The sequence below is a fragment of the Castellaniella ginsengisoli genome (genome assembly GCF_040955415.1).
GTDB lineage: Bacteria > Pseudomonadota > Gammaproteobacteria > Burkholderiales > Burkholderiaceae_B > Castellaniella > Castellaniella ginsengisoli.
In genome coordinates, this window is the sequence record NZ_CP158257.1 from 1,659,925 (window position 1) to 1,680,250 (window position 20,326).

Here is a 20,326-nt window from a genome sequence, read left to right on the forward strand (position 1 = left end):
CGCGATCTACGATTTGTGGCCCCGCGCTGGTCGCGGCGCGGGGCGTTTCGCAGCTTCGGCTGCATTGTTGTCATAGGCCTTTCGGGGCCTGGATTTTGGAGTTTTCCATGAAATTCACCGCCACTTCGCGTAGCGTTCAGGGTTCGAGTGCGAGCCGCCGCCTGCGCCGCGCCGGCCGGGTTCCCGCCATTGTGTACGGCGGCAAGTCCGCGCCGGCCAATATCGAGCTCGACCACAACGAGATCTACCACGCTCTCAACAAGGAAGAGTTCCACGCCTCGATCCTGGACATGGTCCTGGACGGCAAGACCGAGCCGGTCCTGGTGCGTGCCGCCCAATGGCACCCCTACAAGCCCCAGGTCCTGCACGTCGACTTCCAGCGCGTGGATGCCTCCCAGGCCGTCACCACCAAGGTTCCGGTCCACTACCTGAACGCCGACATCAGCCCGGCCGTCAAGCTGGCCGGCCAGATCGTCACCCACGGTCCCACCGAACTCGACATCACCTGCCTGCCGGCCAACCTGCCGAAGTTCATCGAAGTCGACCTGGGCGGCCTGGTGGGCAACTCCCGCCTGCACCTGTCGGACATCACCCTGCCGATGGGCGTGAAGTACGTGCCCCACGGCGAGGACACCAACCCGCTGCTGGCCCAGGCGAATGCGGCCAAGGGCTCGGGTTCGGCGGATGACGCCGAGCCGGCCGCCGAATAAGCGCCGCGCTGCAAGACCCTACAAAACCCCCGCCCGGCCGCAAGGCCGGCGGGGGTTTTGTCGTATGATGGGTGCTTTTTGGATCACCCCTCCCGATGACGACAGCGCCCATCCGCCTCATCGTGGGGCTGGGCAACCCCGGTCCCGAATACGAAGCCACGCGCCACAACGCAGGATTCTGGCTGGCAGACCACTTCGCTGACGACTTGCGGGCTGATTTCACGCTCGAGAAACCGTTCTTCTCCTGGGTCGCGCGCGCGCGCCATGCGGGTCAGGCCGTTGTCCTGGCCAAGCCGGTCACCTTCATGAACAAATCCGGCCAGGCGGTCGGTGCGCTGGCCCGCTTCTACAAGCTGCAGCCCGAAGAAATCCTGGTGCTGCACGACGAACTCGACCTGTTGCCGGGGGCGGTCAAGCTCAAGCAGGGCGGCGGCCATGCCGGCCACAACGGCCTGCGCGACATCCAGTCTGCGCTGGGTTCGCCCGCTTTCTGGCGCCTGCGCATCGGCATCGGTCATCCCCGCAGCCTGGGCCTGGCCCAGCAGGTGGTCAACTTCGTCCTGCATCCTCCGCGCAAGGACGACATGCCCGGCATCGAAGACGCCATCAACCGCTGCCGCGTGATCCTGCCGCAGTTGCTGGACGGCGCCTTCGACCGCGCCACCGAGCGCCTGCACCAGGCCAACCAGGCCTAGCCCGCCGCCATGCGCCCGTTCCAGCGACCGCCCGGCCTGCCCACGATGGGCCAGGAGATCGTCGATTTCCTGCGCTTTGTCGCGCGTCCCAGCCCCGGCCCGCGCCTGGCGGGGCGGAGCGCCGGCTCCGGCCTGCGGGCGGACCTGCGCCTGAACGCGCCCTGGTGGCGGCTGCTGCATTGGGCCGTGCTGCTGTGGATGGTGAACGTCTTCGTGTTCGCGCCGCTCGCCCTGTCGGCCGCCGACGCCGGCGGCGCCCAGCACCGGCTGGACATCCACAACCTGCCCTGGATGACTGCCCTGATCTGGGCGCCCATCATCGAAGAGCTGACCTTCCGCCACGCGCTGCGCCGGCCGGCCATGCTGTGGTGGTTCGTGCCCCTGATGGCCTCCATCCTGGTCCAGGGCGCCGGCATCGCTTCGGGCTTTCTGGCCGCGGCCGCCGCGCTGCTGGCCCTGGCGCCGGCCTGGTATCCGGCGGATCACCGCTGGCGGGCCGGCTGGCGCATGTCCTGGCGCGGCCGGCGGCTGATGCGGCGCGCCTACCCCTGGCTCTTTCATGCCGCCGCGCTGGCTTTCGCCGCCGTGCACCTGTTCAATTTCCGCCTCAACGCCATGGCGCTGGTGCTGCTGCCGCTGCTGGTGCTGCCGCAATGGGTCACCGGCCTGGTGCTGGGCTGGATGCGCGTGCGCCGGGGCATCGGCGCCGCCATCGCCCTGCACGCCATCTTCAACGGCGGGCCGCTGCTGCTGATCGGCCTGGTGCTGCATTTCGCCCCGCAACTGGCCGTGGGGTGAGCGTACCCCGGGCGGGTACAATAGCGCCTTGATTTCCATCCCTCTTTTCCTTTCAGGTTCCCCATGGCACTGCAATGCGGCATCGTTGGCCTGCCCAACGTCGGCAAATCCACCCTGTTCAACGCCCTGACCAAGGCCGGCATCGCCGCTGAGAACTACCCCTTCTGCACCATCGAGCCCAACGTCGGCGTGGTCGAGGTTCCGGATCCGCGCCTGGCGCAACTGTCGGCCATCGTGAAACCGGAGCGCGTCGTGCCCGCCGTGGTCGAGTTCGTCGACATCGCCGGCCTGGTGGCGGGCGCGTCCAAGGGCGAGGGCCTGGGCAACCAGTTCCTCGCCAACATCCGCGAGACCGACGCCATCGTCCACGTCGTGCGCTGTTTCGAAGACGAGAACGTCGTCCACGTGGCCGGCCGCGTCGATCCCGTGTCCGACATCGAGGTCATCAACACCGAGCTGGCCCTGGCCGACCTGGCCACCGCCGACAAAGCGCTGCAGAAGAACCGCAAGCTGGCCAATTCCGGCGACAAGGAAGCCATCCGCCTGGTCGCCCTGCTGGAGCGCATCGTGGCGGTCCTGGACCAGGGCAAATCCGTGCGCGGCCTGGGCCTGGACGAAGACGAGCAGGCCCTGGTGAAGAGCTATTGCTTCATCACCGCCAAGCGCGCCATGTACGTCGCCAACGTCAAGGACGACGGCTTCGAGGACAATCCGCACCTGAAGGCCGTGCAGGACTACGCGGCGGCGGAAAACGCCCCCGTGGTCGCCGTCTGCGCCGCCATCGAGGCCGAGATCGCCGACCTGGACGACGAGGACAAGACCGTCTTCCTGGAAGACATGGGCATGACCGAGCCCGGCCTGGATCGCGTCATCCGCGCCGGCTACCAGTTGCTGGGTCTGCAGACCTATTTCACCGCCGGCGTGAAGGAAGTCCGTGCCTGGACCATTCCCGTCGGCGCCACCGCCCCCCAGGCGGCCGGCGTGATCCACACCGACTTCGAGCGCGGCTTCATCCGCGCCCAGACCATCGCGTTCGGCGACTTCATCGCCTGCAAGGGCGAGCAGGGGGCCAAGGAAGCGGGCAAGATGCGGGCCGAAGGCAAAGAGTACGTGGTGAAGGACGGGGACGTGATGAATTTCTTGTTCAACGTCTGACGATTTTTGCTGGATCTCGGTGGCGCTCAGTAGCGCTTGGTGGATAGGTTGACCCGTTTTAAATCAATGGGTTGCGTAAACAATACGGTCTGCTGAGCGTTCCTATTGTTCATCGAGGTCTGAAAAATTCGGGGGTGGCGTTGGGGGTACTCGTGTTCAACCGTGGGGTACATCTCCCCGCAGTGGAGTTCAACGATGCCCGAGAATCTACTCACCGACCTCAAGGTCAGGTCGGCCAAATCGACTGATCGAGATTGGAAACTATCAGACGGCGGGGGCTTGTTCCTGCTGGTCAAGCCCACCGGCGGCAAGCTCTGGCGGTGGAAGTACCGCTTGCAAGACAAGGAGAACCTCTTTGCCATCGGCGGCTTTCCTCTAGTAAGCCTTGCGGAGGCGCGTGCGGCCCGAGAGAAGGGCCGTTCCTTGGTCAAGCAGGGTATTCACCCCGCCCATGAGCGGCAGCAGGTCAAGCAGCGCAACCTGGAAGCATTGGAGGAACGCAAGCGCGCCCGTGAAAGCTCGTTCGCCAAGGTAGCGAAGGCGTACCTGGCCGAGATCAAGCCAGTCTTTGCGCTCAGTTTCTACCGCACGAAAGAATCCCGCATCAGGAAGTACCTGTCGCCCAAGTTCGACGGGATGCCGATGAGCGACATTGGCGTGAAGCAGATTCGTCCGCTGCTGGAGGAATGCAAGGCACATGGCGCGTGGGCGGCCATTCACGTCAAAGGTGATCTTTCGGCGATCTTTGAGTTTGCGGTGGTGCGGGGGTTGGTCGAGGCAAATCCAATTCCCAGCCTGCGCGGGCTGCTACGCGTGCCGTTCAGCGAGAGCAAAGCGGCGATGACGCGAGAGCAAATCCAGAAGTTCTACCAGGAGTTGCGTGGCTACCGGGGCTATCCGGAAACCTCTTTGTGTCTGCGGCTGATTGCGCTGACCGCCTGCCGTCCAGGGGAAGCAGCGGATGCCGAGTGGGACGAGTTCGACTTTGAGGATGCCTTGTGGCGTCGGCCTGCGGCGAAGATGAAAGCGCGACGTGACCATGTCAGCCCGTTGTCGGCGCAGGCTATTGCCGTGCTGAAGGATTTGCAGTGCATCACGGGCGGTGGCCGCTATCTGTTCCCGCACCGGAGCGGCAAGGGCTTCACCACGCCCAATCGGCTCACCTACGCCATGCGCGACATGAATCTGGGGCGGGGTACAACGCCGCATTGCTGGCGGACGACCTTTTCGACCTGGGCCAATGAGAACGGATACCGGCCTGATGCGATTGAGCGGCAGCTTGCCCACGTGGAAGGCAACAAGGTGCGGGCGACGTACAACAAGGCGCTGCTGCTGGATCAGAGAAGGACGCTGTTGCAGGACTGGGCGGACTACCTGAGTGCTGCGGAGGGCAGCGGCACGGCGTAGGGAAGAGTTGGCTAGGTGTTGCAGAACGAATGGATAGGGCGGCCTTTTCCTTTTCTGGATAGGGCCGTTGTCCCTTGAGTGCCGTTCCCTTGCCATTTGCTCTTGCCGCGTGCGGAGCGTTGGAAATGGGGTAATCGCTTGAGAGTATTGGCGTAATTTTTGTTGAATTACCCCATTTCCTCGTGGGGCGCGGCAAGTTTTCCTGGTTCGCCAAACAGTGCTTATCAGGGACTGATATTATTGTAAGTTAACGTGTCTTTGGGCTTGTGAACATGAAACGCTGCATTGTCGGTGTTCGACAACCGAATAGTTCGCCTCCTCCGCAAGGAGGTGAGGTTCCCAGCATCTGGTTTCCATCCTTGGCGTCACTGGCAGCGGTGCTGTCGGACGACAACCGCCACCTGCTGCGCCTGATCCATGACAAACAACCCAAGTCTTTGACCGCACTGGCCGAACTCAGTGGCCGCAAAGTGCCGAACTTGTCGCGCACTCTACGGTTGATGGCTGACTATGGACTGGTTTCGCTACAGCGCAATGTTCGAGATGTTCAGCCGACCGCACTGGCAACTGAATTTCTAGTTATGTTGGATTGATGGCTATGAATACGGGAGGGAATGCGATGGCGCGGATGTGGATGGTGCGCGGCGAAGGTGGCAGCTTGTATGACGCTTTTCGAGAGCGCGGCGTGGCTGCCGTGGGTTGGAATCAATTGGCTGCCCACGCCAAACCCGGTGTCGGGCGTAAGCAGCTAATCGCCTTGTACCAGTCTGCCGAGCCACAGGCAAAACAAGGCACGGTGGTATCGGGCGCATCCCAGGTCTGGCGCTTCGTCAATGACATTCAGAACGGAGACTGGGTCATCACTTATTCACCAGCCAATCGCCTGTACTCAATCGGCAAGGTCATGGGGGCAGCCGAACACCATCCTGAGTGGGCCGAACAAGGCATGCCACTAGCGCGCAAGGTGCAGTGGCAAACGCAGGAATTGCTACGCGACAGCTTGGGCACCAGCACAAAGAACAGCCTGGGCTCGACCCTGACCCTCTTCGAGGTTCCGTCCAGCGCGGCAAGCGAAGTGCTGGCGGCGCTGAAGGGCAAGCCGGCTCCGGCAGTAGAAGATGAAACCGAAGAAGTCGTCGCCGATCCATTGGCCGACATCGAGTCCCAGGCGCTGGAACGCATCAAGGACCGCGTCAACGAACTCGACTGGGACGACATGCAGCAACTGGTCGCCGGCATCCTACGCGCCATGGGCTACAAAACCCAAGTTTCGGCACCTGGCTCGGATCGGGGCAAGGACATCGTTGCCTCGCCGGATGGCTTTGGCTTTGAACACCCGCGCATCGTCGTGGAGGTCAAGCATCGCAAGGGGCAGATGGGCAGTCAGGAAATCCGCAGCTTCCTCGGCGGCCGCCACAAGGATGATCGAGGGCTGTATGTCAGCACGGGTGGTTTCAGTAAGGACGCCCTGTACGAAGCAGACCGCGCCTCCATCCCGCTGGCGATGTGGACGCTGGATCACGTGGTGCGCGCGTTGATCGAGCACTACGACGCTACCGACGCCGAAACCAAACGAATTGTGCCGCTGAAGCGGCTGTACTGGCCTGCCTGATGCCATAGGATCAGCAAGTGACTCCCGTAGAACAACAGATCGAGCAATTCATCGCAACATTGGGTTCCCTTGGCGGCAGCGCGGGCAATCAACGCCTGCTTGAAGCGTTGGGCTGGCAGGACAGTATCTACCAACGCGTCAAGCAGCAACTGATCGACGACGGTCGCATCCGTCCTGGACGAGGGCGCGGCGGCTCAGTTGCCTTGACCGAGGGTGCTTCGTCTTTGCCCAAACCCGGCACCGCACCAGCAGGAGCTATTAAGCGGCAAGCCAACGAGGCTCGTAAGGAAGGTCAACAGAATGCAACACGGGACAAAGACATGAGACCGATCGAACAACAATTCTTCAACGACCTGGAAAAAAAGCTCTGGACCGCCGCCGACAAGCTACGTTCAAACCTCGATGCTGCGGTGTACAAGCACGTCGTGCTCGGGCTAATTTTCCTCAAGTACGTGTCCGATGCCTTTGAAGAACGGCAGCGCGAACTACGCGAGCAGTTCACCAACGCTGACCACGACTACTTCATGGAACCCGACGCCTACGGCGGCGAAGGCACGGCGGAATATGAAGAAAACATCGCCGCTGAGCTGGAGGTGCGCGACTACTATACCGAGAAGAACGTGTTCTGGGTGCCGGTGGAGGCGCGCTGGCAAACCCTGCGCGATTGTGCACAACTGCCGCCCAAGGCCGCACTCCCTTGGAACAAGCCGGGTAAGAACGAGCCGGAAGAAATGCGCACGGTCGGCTGGCTGATCGACAACGCCATGGAAGCCGTCGAGCGCGAGAACGCCCGCCTGAAGAACGTGCTCAACAAGGACTTCGCCCGCGTGCAACTCGAGTCAAGCAAGCTAGCCGGACTGATCAGCCACTTCTCGGATACCGACTTCAGCGCCAAGGAATACAAGGGTCAGCCGCTGGACCTGAAGTCCAAGGACATCCTCGGCCATGTCTACGAATACTTCCTCGGCCAGTTCGCCCTGGCCGAAGGCAAGAAGGGCGGCCAGTACTACACGCCCAAGAGCATCGTCACCCTGATCGTGGAAATGCTGCAGCCGTTCAAGGGGCGCGTCTACGACCCGGCGATGGGCTCCGGTGGTTTCTTCGTGCAGAGCGAAGATTTCATCGAACAGCACAGTGGCAATCCGGCTAATGGCCAAGGCAAAAAGACCTCCGGGCAGATCAGCGTCTACGGGCAGGAGAGCAACCCCACCACCTGGCGATTGGCTGCGATGAACATGGCCATTCGCGGTATCGACTTCAACTTCGGCACCAACCCGGCCGACACCCTGCTGAACGACCTGCATCCCGACCTGCGCGCCGATTTCGTGATGGCCAACCCGCCCTTCAACATGAAGGAATGGTGGAACGAAAAGCTGGCCAACGACCCGCGCTGGATCGCCGGCACACCGCCGCAGGGCAACGCCAACTTCGCCTGGTTGCAGCACATGCTTTGGCACTTGGCGCCCACTGGCAGCATGGCTCTGCTGCTGGCCAACGGCTCCATGAGTTCCAACACCAACAACGAAGGCGAAATCCGCAAGCGGCTGGTCGAAGACGACTATGTGGAGTGCATGGTCGCGCTACCCGGTCAGTTGTTCACCAACACCCAGATCCCCGCCTGCATTTGGTTCCTGACCCGCGACAAGCAAAACGGCTTTGCGTTGGACAAGAAGAAGCGTGATCGGCGCGGTGAGTTCCTGTTCATCGACGCCCGCCAGATGGGCTACATGAGAGACCGCGTACTGCGTGACTTCACGGTGGAAGACATCCAGAAGATCGCCGATACCTTCCATACCTGGCAGCAAGGCGAGGGGTACGAGGATGTGCCCGGCTTCTGCCATTCCGCCAAGCTGGAAGATGTTCGCAAGCATGAGCATGTGCTGACGCCAGGGCGCTATGTAGGCACGGCGGAGCAGGAAAACGATGGCGAACCCTTTGCCGAGAAGATGCAGCGGCTGACGGCGCAACTGGCGGAGCAGTTTGTGGAAAGTGCGAATCTGGAGGTGGCGATCAAGAAGAATTTGGCGGGGTTGGGGTATGAATTGCCAATGGAGGCCCATGATGTGGACTGAAGTTACGGCAAATAACTTCTGCGCCTCAGTGCGAGACGGTACGCACGACTCGCCAAAGCCAGTTGAAAAAGGACGGTACTTGATTACGTCGCGTCATATCATCGGAGGGAAAATCGACTTATCGAATGCCTACCTAATTTCAAATGATGATTTTGATGCAATTAACAAGAGGAGCAAGGTTGATAGATGGGATGTGCTGATTTCAATGATTGGCACAGTAGGTGAGCCATGCCTTGTGAAGGACGAGCCAGAGTTCGCAATAAAAAACATTGGCCTTTTTAAAACAAAAAACGAATTGGATGGCCGATGGCTTTATTACTATTTAACGAGCCCTCGAGCACAAACACTAATTCGTCAGCATTCAAGAGGCACAACTCAGGCTTATGTTCCTTTAGGGGCTTTGCGAGAGTTTCCTATTCGAATGCCAAAAGACCGAGAGGTCATGCGTGCCATCACAAATATACTAGGCGGGCTTGACGACAAGATTGACCTCAATCGCCGCATCAACCAAACCCTCGAAACCATGGCGCAAGCCATCTTCAAATCCTGGTTTGTCGATTTCGACCCGGTCAAGGCCAAGATCGCAGCTATCGAGCAAGGCGAAGACCCACTGCGCGCCGCCATGTGTGCCATCAGCGGCAAAACCGACACCGAACTCGACCAGATGCCTCGCGAGCACCACAACCAACTCGCCGCCACCGCCGCGCTATTTTCCGATGCAATGGAAGAGTCGGAATTGTGGGAGATTCCGAAGGGGTGGGGAATTAAATCCGTCTCTAATATAGCGCGCTTTGCAACGGGTAAGGTTGAAGTGCCTTCTCTGACTGTTGAGAACTATATTTCCACAGAAAATATGCTGGAAAACCGGGGCGGCATAAGTCATGCGTCGTCCCTCCCAGTAGTCGCTACCGTGCCGACTTTCGAGAGTGGAAATGTTCTAGTTTCCAACATCAGGCCATATTTTAAGAAAATATGGTTAGCCCGTTTTGACGGAGGGCGATCAAATGATGTGCTCTGTTTCGAGGCGAAGGAAGATGGCTGCCAAGAGTTTCTGTACAACTTGCTCTATCAGGATATTTTTTTCGAGTTCATGATGCGCACGTCAAAAGGGGCAAAAATGCCAAGAGGGGATAAGGAAGCAATTGCTGGCTGGAAATTTCCTTGCGCGCCCTTGGAGCTGAGGAAAGCCTTCTCAAAAAAGGTGCGCACATTCTACTCGTACATTGAAAGTATCAATCTAGAATCGAAACAGCTATCTGAACTTCGCGACACCCTTCTTCCAAAGCTTCTCTCTGGTGATTTGTCTGTTGCGGATTCTGAAATGAAGAGGGTAGGGAGATGAGTGTTGCAGAAATGTTCTCGGAGTTCATTGGTAATTTGGCGATAAGCAATGCTGAAACCATAAGCATGCGCTACGGTGCATTAACTGCTGCACTCAACAAACAATTCCGGGATACAGAATCAAAGACGGCCAATACGCTTCAGGTTGGCTCATTTGGTAGAAGAACTGGTATTAACGGAATCTCCGACTTGGACATGCTCTACATCATACCCAAGACCAAATGGGATGATTATGACAAGGTTGGTGGGCAGTTAAAACTTTTGCAAGACACAAAAGATGCGATTCTCAAACGCTATCCATCAACGAAAGTTCGAGTTGATCGCCTAGTGGTAACAGTGACCTACACGAACTTTCATGTCGAAGTGCAGCCTGTTTTTGAGCAGGATGACAAGAGCTACAAGTATCCTGATACCAAAAATGGCGGGAGCTGGAAGGTCACCAAGCCAAGAGAGGAAATGGATGCGGTTGCCAACCTGGATGCAGTCAAGAACTCAAATCTGCGTCGTTTGTGCAAGATGGTGCGTGCCTGGAAAAACAAACACGGTATTGGTATCGGTGGATTGTTGATCGATACGTTAGCTTATAACTTTCTGAATTCCACCTCGGACTATGACGAAAAAAGCTACCTTTACTACGACTGGCTAAGTCGAGATTTTTTCAAGTATATCTCTGAACTTCCAGACCAAAGCGAATATGTCGCGCCGGGCAGTCGGCAGCGGGTAAAAGTCAAAAAGAAGTTCCAACGGCGGGCCAAGAAGGCCTACGAACTTTGCCTGAAAGCCATAGAGGCTGAAGGAAAAGAAAGCGCCAACGAGAAATGGAAGGCGGTTTATGGTCGCCCATTTCCTGCTGCACAGAAAAAATTGGCTGAAGCCAGCGCTGCACAAACCTGGAAAGATACCGAGGAATTTATTGAAGATAAATTTCAGGTTGATATACGCTATCAACTAAAAATTGATTGCGAAGTGATGCAGCGCGGATTTCGAAAATTCCTTCTCCGCAATATGTTGGGGCTAAAAATCCCGCTAAGATCAGACAAGAAACTGAAGTTCTGGGTATCTGAACTGCCGCAGATTAATGGCCCATTTCTAATCTACTGGAAAGTCCTAAATAGGGGCGACGAAGCACGCCGGCGTGACTGCGTTCGTGGGCAAATTACGCTCGATGGCGGGTGGCGAACAAAAGAGGAAAGCAGTAACTTTCGAGGAGATCATATCGTTGAGTGCTATCTCGTCGAAAATGAGACTGTGGTTGCCAAGGATAGAATTCATGTTCCAATCGTAGCAGATGGAAGCGACTATGACTGACAATGAAAAAATTCTAGAAGGGCAATTGCGTGAGTGCTACGGACGCGTGGTTTACTCCCATAAAACACACGAGAAATGTGCGGACATATTATTTGAGCGACACAAGCAAATAAAGCTCTGCCAAATTATTCTTTCGGCTCTAGTTACGGGTGGTTTGATAGCTGCTCTTTTTGATTTCAGTGCACTAGCTGAGTACAAGAAGTGTGGAACATTTGTTGCCGTTGTACTTTCCACGGTATTGCTCGTCCTTAATTCCTATACCAAGGACTATGATCTTGGTGAAATTGCCCAAAAACATAGACAAGCGGGGGCTGATCTATGGATTATCCGTGAGAAGTATCTTTCCCTTTTGACGGATCTCCGCTTAGCAGTGGCATCGCTTGATGAAATTCGCTCGCAAAGAGACCAGCTTGCCGAAGATTTGCATGCTGTTTATACCGGTGCGCCCAGTACAAATTATAAAGCTTACATCGAAGCTCAAAAGGCCCTAAAAGAGCTTGAGGATATGACTTTCTCTGATGAGGAAATAGATGCCTTTCTTCCAAGAGAACTTAAGAGGAAGTAAACAATTTACTTATTGCTGCATAAGTATATGAAGGGTGATGCGCTGTGAGCGTAACTGAACAACAACTCGAAGACGCCGCCATCGGCTGGTTTGGCGAACTGGGCTGGCAATACGTCAATGGTCCGGGCATTGCACCGGATGGCGACAGCCCTGCCCGTACTGACTATCGCCAGACCGTACTGCGAGAACGCCTGCTGGCGGCGCTATCCCGCATCAACCCCCATGTTCCCGCCGCGGCGCTGGAGCAGGCGGCACACGAGCTTCTGACGGTCAGCGAGCCGCTGCTGATCGCCCGCAACCGCCGCGTGCATCGGCTGCTGCTGTCCGGCATCCCCGTCGAGTTCTCCGAAGGCGAGGAAAAGCGCACCGACCTGGTCAACCTGATCGATTTCGCCAACCCACGCAACAATGACTTCCTGCTGGTTAGCCAGTTCACCGTGACCGGCACCAAGCAGCCGCGCCGCCCGGACCTGGTGACCTTCGTCAACGGCCTGCCGCTGGTGGTGATCGAGCTGAAGAACCCCGCCAACGAGCAGACCGATATCTGGGATGCCTTCAACCAGATCCAGACCTACAAGGAAGAGATCGGCGACCTGTTCAACACCAACGTGGCGGTAGTGGTCAGCGATGGCTTCACGGCGCGGTTGGGGTCGCTCACTGCGAATCAGGAGCGCATGCAGCCCTGGCGGGCGATTGCCAATGAGGATGACCGGCCCCTGCTGGAGTTCGAGTTGGAAACGCTGGTGCGCGGTTTCTTCGAGCCTGCGCTGTTTCTCGACTATGTGCGCCACTTCGTGCTGTTCGAGCAGGACGCCGACCAGATCATCAAGAAGATCGCCGGCTACCACCAGTTCCATGCGGTGCGCGAGGCGGTGAGGGCCACGGTGATCGCCGCCAGCAATCCGAACAAGGGCCTGCTGGAAGTGCAGGAGCCGCGTGCCACCTATGGCAAGGAAGTGCAGCCCGGTAGCCGCAAGGCCGGCGTGGTGTGGCATACGCAAGGCTCGGGCAAGAGCATCACCATGGCCTGCTACGCGGGCAAGCTGTTGCAGCAACCGGAGATGAAGAACCCCACGCTGGTGGTGGTGACCGACCGCAACGATCTGGACGGGCAGCTTTTCGGTACTTTCTGCGCCGCCGAAGACCTTCTCAGGCAGACGCCGGTGCAGGCGGGTAGCCGCGAAGAACTGCGCGAGATGCTGGCCTCGCGCGAGGCGGGCGGCATCATCTTCACCACGGTGCAGAAGTTCGCGCTGCTGGACGACGAGGAGCAGCACCCGCTGCTGTCGGGCCGCAGCAATATCGTGGTGATTTCCGACGAGGCGCACCGCAGCCAATACGGCATGAAGGGGCGGCTGGACACCAAGACCGGCAAGTACGTGTTCGGCTACGCCAAGCACATGCGCGACGCGCTGGCCAACGCCACCTTCATCGGCTTTACGGGCACCCCCATCGCCCTGGAAGACAAGGACACGCGGGCGGTGTTCGGCGACTACGTCAGCATCTACGACATCCAGGATGCGGTGGACGATGGCGCCACGGTGCCGATCTACTATGAAAGCCGCCTGGCCAAGCTGGACGTGAACCAGGCCGAGATCGACGCGCTGAACGCCCAGGTGGATGAGGTGATCGAGGACGAGGAGGACATCACCGCCCGCGAGAAGACCAAAAGCGATTGGGCCGCACTGACCAAGCTGGTGGGCGCGCAGCCGCGTCTGGAACAGGTGGCGGCGGATCTGGTGCAGCACTTCGAGACGCGCACGGCCACGCTGGAAGGCAAGGCGATGATCGTGTGCATGAGCCGCGACATCTGCGCCGAGCTGTACAACGCCATCGTTGCCTTGCGCCCGGATTGGCACGACGCCGAAGCGGAAAAGGGTGCAATCAAGGTGATCATGACTGGCTCGGCTGCGGACAAGCCTTTGCTGCAGCCGCACTTGTACAGCCAGCAGGTCAAGAAACGCCTGGAAAAACGCTTCAAGGACCCGGCCGACCCGCTGAAACTGGTGATCGTACGAGATATGTGGCTGACCGGTTTCGACGCGCCTTGCTGCCATACCATGTATGTGGACAAACCCATGAAGGGTCATAATTTGATGCAGGCTATCGCCCGCGTCAATCGGGTGTTCCGCAACAAGCCCGGTGGCCTGGTGGTGGATTACATCGGCATCGCTAACGAGCTGAAAGCAGCGCTGAAGACCTACACCGAATCCAAAGGTCGGGGCGACCCGGCCCACAACGCCGTCGAGGCTCTGGCGGTGCTGCTGGAAAAGCTCGACATCGTGCGCGGGCTGATGCACGGCTTCGATTACAGCGGGTTCGAGACCGATGCAATGAAGCTGCTGGTGCCGGTAGCCAATCATATCCTGGGGTTGAAGGACGGCAAGCAGCGTTTCCTCGATGCCATACTGGCCGTGAGCAAGGCGTTTTCCCTGTGCAGCACGCTGGATGAGGCTGCTGCGCTGCGCACGGAAATTGCCTTCTTCGCCGCCGTCAAGGCCGCCATTGTCAAGTTCACCACGGTGGATCGCAAGCGCACCAATGCGGACAAGAACAGCGCGCTCAAGCAGATCTTGGACAATGCCATCGTGGCTGATGGAGTTGCAGATATCTTCGAACTGGCAGGCTTGGATAAACCAGATATCGGCCTGCTGTCAGATGAATTCCTGGAAGAGGTGCGGCAGATGAAGAGCCGCAACTTGGCGGTGGAACTGCTGGAAAAGCTGCTGCGCGATGAGATCAAGGCGCGGGCGCGCAACAACGTGGTGCAGGAGAAGAAGTATGGCGACCGCCTGCTGGAAACCCTACGCAAGTATCACAACCGTGCAGTGGAGACGGCGCAGGTTATCGAGGAACTGATTCAGATGGCCAAGGACTTCCAGGCGGCGCTGGAACGTGAAGCGGCGCTAGGCTTGAACCCTGACGAGGTCGCTTTCTATGATGCCTTGGCCAATAACGAAAGTGCGGTACGGGAGCTGGGCGACGATATTCTCAAGAAAATCGCCGTTGAGATCACTGAGAAGCTACGCAACAGCACGACTGTGGATTGGCAGGTGCGTGAAAGCGTACGCGCCAAGCTGCGGATTCTGGTGCGACGGACGCTGCAACGTTGGAAGTACCCACCCGATCAACAGCCTGAGGCGGTTGAGCTGGTGCTTGAGCAGGCGGCTTTGTTGTCCAATGCCTGGTCGAAATGACCGGCATGGGTGTCACTATGAGGCAGATAGCAGACGGCATGATGCCGCAGAGTCAACACATTGTTGCCTTTCTGTTTAACACGCTGCGCACACAAAGCAACCGTTGTATCGACACGTTGGCGCCACCGGTATGGCGCAATGAATCCACAATACCCACTCAATGTCGACAGCATTCAGGGATGGACGCGGCTATGGATGCTGATGTCCCCACGGCAGTTCACACATTCTTTGTGTTGCTGCGCCAGAGCACAAAGAATGTGGCCGCTGCGCTGGATTTCGGTAGAAATCAGGGGCTGCGGCTTGGGGACAATCGAATGACAGATGCGTCCATCCTCTCTGATTGGCATCGAGTTGCGGCCACGTGCCGCGCATGGTGCTGCCAAGCAAAAATTGTCCAACAGCGTGTTGGACAATTTGTATTCATGGCTACTAGGTATGCCGACACAAAATATCCATCAAAGGGGCCCATCCATGCGTTCCACCGGAAGTTGACACCAATATGCTCAAGGCGGCGGTCTACGATCAGATCGATCCGAAAATCACGCCTGTGTTTGAGGAGTTGTTGCTGCAGGAGGGCACAGGCCGTATGTTGCTGATGCAGATTCATCCGGGCATGCCACCCTATACTGATAGCGCCGGCAAGGGCACCATCCGGATCTGCAGCAAGTCAGTGAGTGCTGCTGGACCCGCTATGAATATATCAATGCGCGTGAGCATTGATTCGCGGATAGAATCTGCTCTATGTGATTTTGCATACGGATGCTCATAGACGATCGTACGACCAGTGCATTTAGGATTAGCCAAGTGAGTTACCCCAAACATTGGAAAAGCTACGCTGATCAACTCGATCAGTTGATCGGCCGAGGCATGGTTGTCACGGATCGAGATCGCGCGCTTGATTACCTGGAGCGCATTGGCTACTACCGCCTCAGTGGCTACTGGTTCGCGTTCCGCGAACGCAGCGAACCCTTGTGTTTATTGGATGAGCATGGCCGTAAGCCGAAGAAGGTGCGTGAAGAGCGCATCGTATTCGATGTCTTCCGCGCCGGAACCACCTTTCAGAATGCAGTGGACCTGTACGTGTTCGACAAGCAGCTACGGATGTTGGTGATGGACGCGCTGGAACGCATTGAGGTGGCGCTGCGTGTGGATGTGTCCTATACCCTGGGGCGGCTCGACCGCTTTGCCTATCTGAAGCCCGAGTTTTTTCACGACGAGTTCAGCGTCAAGCTGGACAAGGACTCGGGCGTCCCGCGACACCATGAATGGCTGAGGAAGCACGCTCAGTTGATCGGCCGCTCCAAGGAAGAATTCGTTCGGCATAATCGGACCAAGTATGGTCTGCCGTTAGCGATTTGGGTGGCCTGCGAGGTGTGGGACTTCGGCACGCTTTCGACGCTGTTCAATGGTATGCGTGAGGCAGAGCAAGACGCGATCGCCAGCCAATACGGCATGAGCAACGGCAGGGTGTTTGCCACATGGCTACGCAGTTTGAACTACCTGCGCAATGTCTGCGCGCATCACAGCCGTCTTTGGAACCGGAACATTGTTGACCAACCGAGGTTGCCATCGTCTGCCGAGCTGGCGTGGGTCACACCGTTTGAGGCCGATACGCACGCGCAGGCTCGCTGCTTCTTGCTCTTGAAGATCACTCTGCATCTGCTGAGGATGGTCAACCCCCGATCGAGTTGGCCAGATCGGATGAGGGCGCATCTTCGGGCCTTCCCCGACCTGTCTCACCTTGGCCTGAACTTGGCGGGCATGGGCGTCCCTGATGGCTGGGAGGCAGCGTGGTAAACACAGGCAAGAAAAAACCCCTCAGCAGCTTCACCGCCGAAGCGGGGTCACCGAGAGGGGCCGTGTTAAGAGTGATTCTAGGCTACGGGTACCTGGTCTGTCAACGTCCGTGGTTGTCCGGGAACGTGTGGCAAGGGCTGAAAATCGGCGCATAGAATTGGTTCTATGCAATTTCTATGCAATTTTGCATACGGATGATCATAGACGATCGCACGATCAGTGCATGACTACCTGCATAAGGGTAGCGGCACTTAATCTGAGTACATAAACGAGTACAAATCGATAATGTGTGAGATAGATGTGTTGTTTATCAATTGGTTATCAATCGATTTTCCATTTAACGTCTGACCCGCGCCTGGCGGCTGACTTGATGGGGTAAGCTAATGCCTGCGGACCCGCTGGGCCCACGTCAACATTTCCGGCTCCTTCCATGTCCGCTGTCCCCCCTGCACCCCCCGTTCCCGACGACCATTACCGCCTGACCATCCCGCTGCTGCTGACCGTGGCGCTGGTGGGCGTGTTCGCCTTCATCCAGGTGTATTCGGTGCAGTCGATCCTGCCCGAATTGCAGCGCGACCTGAACGCGACCGTGGTCGAGATCGGCAATGCCGTGGGGATGACGGTGCTGGCAGTGGCGCTGATCTCGCCCTTCATCGGCATGCTGTCCGATGCGTTGGGGCGCAAGTGGCTGATCACCGTGTCGGTGTTCGCGCTGGCCGTACCCACGGCGCTGATGACGCAGGTGGAATCCGTGCACGGGCTGCTGGTGCTGCGTTTTCTGCAGGGGCTGGCCGTGCCGGGCGTGTCGGTGGTGGCGATCGCCTACATCGGCGAGGAATTCCGGGGCGCCACGATGGTGCGGCTGATCACCGGCTATGTCACCGGATCGGTGCTGGGCGGGTTTCTGGGCCGTTTCCTGATGGGGCACCTGACCGAGTTCATGGCTTGGCGCACCGCCTTCGGGGCGATGGCGGTGATCAATCTGGCGGGAGCCTGGCTGGTGTGGCGCGGCTTGCCGCCTTCGCGCCATTTCGTGGCCAATACCCGGATCTCCGACAATCTGGCGACGCTGGGCCGGCTGCTGCGCAATCCCGCCTTGCAGGTGGCGTGCTCGCTGGGATTCACGGTGCTGTTCGCGCTGGTCGGGCTGTTCACCTTCGTCAACCTGCACCTGGCGGCCGAGCCCTATCATTTCAGTTCGGGCGACCTGGCCAATATCTTCACGGTCTACCTGCTGGGGGTGCTGGTGACGCCGCAGGCGGGGCAAGTGATTCCGCGCATCGGCTCGCGGCGCACGGTGCTGGGGGCGGTGGCCGTATCGGCGCTGGGCGTGCTGGGGTCGCTGGCGGCGCCGGTCTGGGCCATCGTGGTCGCGCTGGCCGTGACGGCCTGCGGGGTGTTCGTGACGCAGTCGGCCACGATGAGCTTCATCGCCCACCGGGTCACTCACGGCCGTTCGCTGGCCAGCGGCCTGTATTACGGGGCGTATTATTGCGGCGGCTTCGCGGGCGCCTGGGCCTGCGGCATTGCTTATACGCTGGGCGGCTGGCCCGGCACCGTGGCCACGCTGTGCGCCGTGCAGGCGCTGGGGTGGCTGATCGCCTGGCGCTTCATGCCGGGCTTGTCTGCGCCCCTCGAGTCGGGCCAGCCGCGCCCTGAACCACCGCGTGCCGGCCGGAATTGATGCTTCACATGCCTGCGTCCGACTTGCCCGCCGATCTGATCGCCTTCCTGCCGTGCCCCACGCCCGCGGCCTGGGTGCAAGCCGCGCTGGCGCAGCAGGATGTGCTGCTGCTCGATCACCGCAATTGCGAATTGAAGGCGGCTGCGACGGCGATGAGCCTGATTGCCCGCTATGGCCAGGATGCCGAGCTGTCGGCGGCGCTGTCGAAGCTGGCTCGCGAGGAACTGGTGCACCATGAGCAGGTGCTGCGCATCCTGAAGCGGCGCGGCATCGCTTTGCGGCCCTTGACGGCCAGCCGCTATGCCTCCGGCCTGAGGGCGGCGGTGCGCACCCATGAGCCGGCGAAGCTCGTCGATACGCTGATCGTCGGGGCTTTCATCGAGGCCCGCTCCTGTGAGCGTTTCGCCGCGCTGGTGCCGCACCTGGACGAGGAACTGGCTTCGTTCTATGGCGGGCTGCTGCAATCGGAAAGCCGCCACTACCAGGGCTATCTGCGTTTTGCGCAGCGTTTCGGCGAAGCGCGCGACGTGGAGCGCTCGGTGGTCCGGATCCGCGAGAGAGAGCGGGAACTGATCGAATCGCCGGACGCGGAATTCCGCTTTCACAGCGGCTGTCCGGCCGGCGGCGCAGCGGCCTGACCGTGCGCCGTCCGGGCCTGGCCCGGACCGGAGTCACGCGCCGCCGAAGCTACATCCCCGAACTGCCGACCTTGGCCGCCAGGCCCAGCAGCACCACGCCGATGGCGCGGTCGAACCAGCGCAGGCGGGTGCGCAGCCATTGCAGCATGCGCGGGGCCGAGAACAGCGTGGCCACCAGGGCGAACCACAGCAGGGATTCGGCCACCAGCAGGGTCCAGACGACGGCCAGGTGCGCGCCGCCCAGGTCGGGGGTGACCGCCTGGGACAGGATGGAGCCGAAATACAGCATGGCCTTGGGGTTGAGCAGGTTGGTGAAGAACCCGGTCACATAGGCGCGCCGCCCGCCCAGGGCGGCCGGGCCCGACTCGGGCATGTGGCCCTTGGACCGCAGGCACTGGATGCCCAGCCACATCAGGTAGAGCGCGCCGGCGATGGACAGGGCGCGCGACAGGCCGGGCAGGGCGGCCAGCACCAGGGACAGGCCCAGCAGGCTGACCAAGGCGTAGACGCCGATGGCGCTGGCCACGCCGGCCGCCGCCCACAGGCCGGCGCGCCGGCCCGACACGATGGACAGGCGGGTGACGACGGCGAAGTCGGGGCCGGGCGACACCAGCGCCACGGCATGGATGGTCAGGATGAGCAGGAGGGTATGTGTGAACATGGTCAGTGAAGGTTTTTGGTGTAGACGAACTTCGGCATGCTCCAGCCGAAGCGCAGGGCCAACAGCCGTAACGCCAGGCCGATCGCCAGCGCGCCGCCCGTGACGGCCTCGTGGCGCAGGTCGAGCATCAGGCCGCCGACATACAAGGCGCCCGCGACGATGGACACCGTGGCGTAGAGTTCGGCGCGAAACAGCAGCGGGACTTCGTTGCACAGCACGTCGCGCAGCACGCCGCCCACGCAGCCGGTGATCATGCCCGAGACGATGGCGATGCCCCAGGGCAGGTTCAGCCCCAGGGCGATGTCGCAGCCGATGATCGTGAAGACCACCAGGCCGACGGCATCGAGAAACAGGAAGAGGTGCCGCAGCGAATGGATGAACCGCGCCAGCGCGATGGTGACCAGGGCCGCGCCGCCGGTGATCAGCAGGTAGGACGGGTGGGCGACCCAGGACAGGGGGTGGTGGTTCAGCAACAGATCGCGCACCGAGCCGCCGCCCAACGCGGTGATGCTGCCCAGCAGGCACACGCCCAGCCAGTCCATTTCACGCCGTCCGGCGGCGAGCGCAGCGGTCATGGCCTCGGCGGCGATGGCGATGATGAACAGGGCGTGCAGGAGTTCATTGGTGATCGGGCTGCTGGACAAGGTGGGCTCCGGTAAGGCGATCCGGCAAGCGTATCGTCCCCG

At 59.6% G+C, this 20,326-nt stretch carries 17 protein-coding genes; 15 read left to right on the forward strand and 2 right to left on the reverse strand.

The genetic code is table 11. The annotated features are described in order from the left end of the window. The first annotated feature begins 107 nt into the window (after positions 1–107). From ABRZ00_RS07905 to ABRZ00_RS07975, 15 genes are all read left to right on the forward strand, one after another. Positions 108–710, forward strand: coding sequence for a 50S ribosomal protein L25/general stress protein Ctc (locus ABRZ00_RS07905; RefSeq protein ID WP_343836736.1), 603 nt, complete (start codon positions 108–110; stop codon positions 708–710). Positions 711–805: 95 nt separating this feature from the next. Further along, complete coding sequence (gene pth / locus ABRZ00_RS07910; RefSeq protein ID WP_368647655.1) at positions 806–1,405, forward strand: aminoacyl-tRNA hydrolase; 600 nt, start codon at positions 806–808, stop codon at positions 1,403–1,405. Between the two features lie 9 nt (positions 1,406–1,414). After that, a complete protein-coding gene (locus ABRZ00_RS07915; RefSeq protein WP_368647656.1) occupies positions 1,415–2,203 on the forward strand; it encodes a type II CAAX prenyl endopeptidase Rce1 family protein in 789 nt (262 codons plus the stop codon). Positions 2,204–2,266: 63 nt separating this feature from the next. Continuing rightward, positions 2,267–3,358, forward strand: coding sequence for a redox-regulated ATPase YchF (gene ychF / locus ABRZ00_RS07920; RefSeq protein WP_368647657.1), 1,092 nt, complete (start codon positions 2,267–2,269; stop codon positions 3,356–3,358). 195 nt (positions 3,359–3,553) lie between these two features. Further along, complete coding sequence (locus tag ABRZ00_RS07925; RefSeq protein WP_368647658.1) at positions 3,554–4,765, forward strand: tyrosine-type recombinase/integrase; 1,212 nt, start codon at positions 3,554–3,556, stop codon at positions 4,763–4,765. Between the two features lie 272 nt (positions 4,766–5,037). Next, entirely contained in the window at positions 5,038–5,358 is a 321-nt protein-coding gene (locus tag ABRZ00_RS07930; RefSeq protein ID WP_368647659.1) for a MarR family transcriptional regulator, read from the forward strand. 26 nt (positions 5,359–5,384) lie between these two features. Then, positions 5,385–6,377 carry a restriction endonuclease gene (locus ABRZ00_RS07935; RefSeq protein ID WP_010793764.1) on the forward strand — a complete coding sequence of 331 codons (993 nt, stop codon included), beginning with the start codon at positions 5,385–5,387 and terminating at the stop codon, positions 6,375–6,377. 320 nt (positions 6,378–6,697) lie between these two features. Then, the gene (locus ABRZ00_RS07940) at positions 6,698–8,449 is read left to right on the forward strand and encodes a type I restriction-modification system subunit M (protein ID WP_368647897.1); all 1,752 of its coding nucleotides are present in this window, start codon (positions 6,698–6,700) and stop codon (positions 8,447–8,449) included. Beyond that, positions 8,436–9,791: a restriction endonuclease subunit S gene (locus ABRZ00_RS07945; protein ID WP_368647660.1), complete on the forward strand. Its 1,356-nt coding sequence runs from the start codon at positions 8,436–8,438 to the stop codon at positions 9,789–9,791. The genes ABRZ00_RS07940 and ABRZ00_RS07945 overlap by 14 nt, the downstream gene beginning before the upstream one ends. After that, positions 9,788–11,098, forward strand: a complete 1,311-nt coding sequence (locus ABRZ00_RS07950; RefSeq protein WP_368647661.1) for a nucleotidyltransferase — start codon at positions 9,788–9,790, stop codon at positions 11,096–11,098. The genes ABRZ00_RS07945 and ABRZ00_RS07950 overlap by 4 nt, the downstream gene beginning before the upstream one ends. Beyond that, on the forward strand, positions 11,091–11,663 hold the full coding sequence (locus ABRZ00_RS07955) for an SLATT domain-containing protein (RefSeq protein ID WP_071536034.1): 573 nt from the start codon (positions 11,091–11,093) through the stop codon (positions 11,661–11,663). The genes ABRZ00_RS07950 and ABRZ00_RS07955 overlap by 8 nt, the downstream gene beginning before the upstream one ends. Positions 11,664–11,707: 44 nt before the next feature. Then, positions 11,708–14,860 carry a type I restriction endonuclease subunit R gene (locus ABRZ00_RS07960; protein ID WP_368647662.1) on the forward strand — a complete coding sequence of 1,051 codons (3,153 nt, stop codon included), beginning with the start codon at positions 11,708–11,710 and terminating at the stop codon, positions 14,858–14,860. 804 nt (positions 14,861–15,664) lie between these two features. After that, complete coding sequence (locus ABRZ00_RS07965) at positions 15,665–16,657, forward strand: Abi family protein (protein ID WP_368647663.1); 993 nt, start codon at positions 15,665–15,667, stop codon at positions 16,655–16,657. A 430-nt stretch (positions 16,658–17,087) separates the two neighbouring features. After that, positions 17,088–18,341: an MFS transporter gene (locus ABRZ00_RS07970; RefSeq protein ID WP_368647664.1), complete on the forward strand. Its 1,254-nt coding sequence runs from the start codon at positions 17,088–17,090 to the stop codon at positions 18,339–18,341. An 8-nt stretch (positions 18,342–18,349) separates the two neighbouring features. Next, entirely contained in the window at positions 18,350–18,979 is a 630-nt protein-coding gene (locus tag ABRZ00_RS07975) for a tRNA isopentenyl-2-thiomethyl-A-37 hydroxylase MiaE (RefSeq protein WP_343836724.1), read from the forward strand. A 49-nt stretch (positions 18,980–19,028) separates the two neighbouring features. Here ABRZ00_RS07975 and ABRZ00_RS07980 read toward each other — a convergent pair whose 3' ends face one another. Both ABRZ00_RS07980 and ABRZ00_RS07985 read right to left on the reverse strand, forming a co-directional pair. Continuing rightward, a complete protein-coding gene (locus tag ABRZ00_RS07980) occupies positions 19,029–19,640 on the reverse strand; it encodes a LysE family transporter (RefSeq protein WP_343836721.1) in 612 nt (203 codons plus the stop codon). Positions 19,641–19,642: 2 nt separating this feature from the next. Then, positions 19,643–20,284, reverse strand: a complete 642-nt coding sequence (locus ABRZ00_RS07985; protein ID WP_343836719.1) for a trimeric intracellular cation channel family protein — start codon at positions 20,282–20,284, stop codon at positions 19,643–19,645. Positions 20,285–20,326 lie beyond the last annotated feature (42 nt).

Excerpts from the sequence above, each read along its gene's own strand:
- ABRZ00_RS07905 (WP_343836736.1), top strand. The coding sequence starts at position 108 with ATGAAATTCACCGCCACTTCGCGTAGCGTTCAGGGTTCGAGTGCGAGC.
- pth (WP_368647655.1), top strand. The coding sequence starts at position 806 with ATGACGACAGCGCCCATCCGCCTCATCGTGGGGCTGGGCAACCCCGGT.
- ABRZ00_RS07915 (WP_368647656.1), top strand. The coding sequence starts at position 1,415 with ATGCGCCCGTTCCAGCGACCGCCCGGCCTGCCCACGATGGGCCAGGAG.
- ychF (WP_368647657.1), top strand. The coding sequence starts at position 2,267 with ATGGCACTGCAATGCGGCATCGTTGGCCTGCCCAACGTCGGCAAATCC.
- ABRZ00_RS07925 (WP_368647658.1), top strand. The coding sequence starts at position 3,554 with ATGCCCGAGAATCTACTCACCGACCTCAAGGTCAGGTCGGCCAAATCG.
- ABRZ00_RS07930 (WP_368647659.1), top strand. The coding sequence starts at position 5,038 with ATGAAACGCTGCATTGTCGGTGTTCGACAACCGAATAGTTCGCCTCCT.
- ABRZ00_RS07935 (WP_010793764.1), top strand. The coding sequence starts at position 5,385 with ATGGCGCGGATGTGGATGGTGCGCGGCGAAGGTGGCAGCTTGTATGAC.
- ABRZ00_RS07940 (WP_368647897.1), top strand. The coding sequence starts at position 6,698 with ATGAGACCGATCGAACAACAATTCTTCAACGACCTGGAAAAAAAGCTC.
- ABRZ00_RS07945 (WP_368647660.1), top strand. The coding sequence starts at position 8,436 with ATGATGTGGACTGAAGTTACGGCAAATAACTTCTGCGCCTCAGTGCGA.
- ABRZ00_RS07950 (WP_368647661.1), top strand. The coding sequence starts at position 9,788 with ATGAGTGTTGCAGAAATGTTCTCGGAGTTCATTGGTAATTTGGCGATA.
- ABRZ00_RS07955 (WP_071536034.1), top strand. The coding sequence starts at position 11,091 with ATGACTGACAATGAAAAAATTCTAGAAGGGCAATTGCGTGAGTGCTAC.
- ABRZ00_RS07970 (WP_368647664.1), top strand. The coding sequence starts at position 17,088 with ATGTCCGCTGTCCCCCCTGCACCCCCCGTTCCCGACGACCATTACCGC.
- ABRZ00_RS07975 (WP_343836724.1), top strand. The coding sequence starts at position 18,350 with ATGCCTGCGTCCGACTTGCCCGCCGATCTGATCGCCTTCCTGCCGTGC.
- ABRZ00_RS07980 (WP_343836721.1), bottom strand. The coding sequence starts at position 19,640 with ATGTTCACACATACCCTCCTGCTCATCCTGACCATCCATGCCGTGGCG.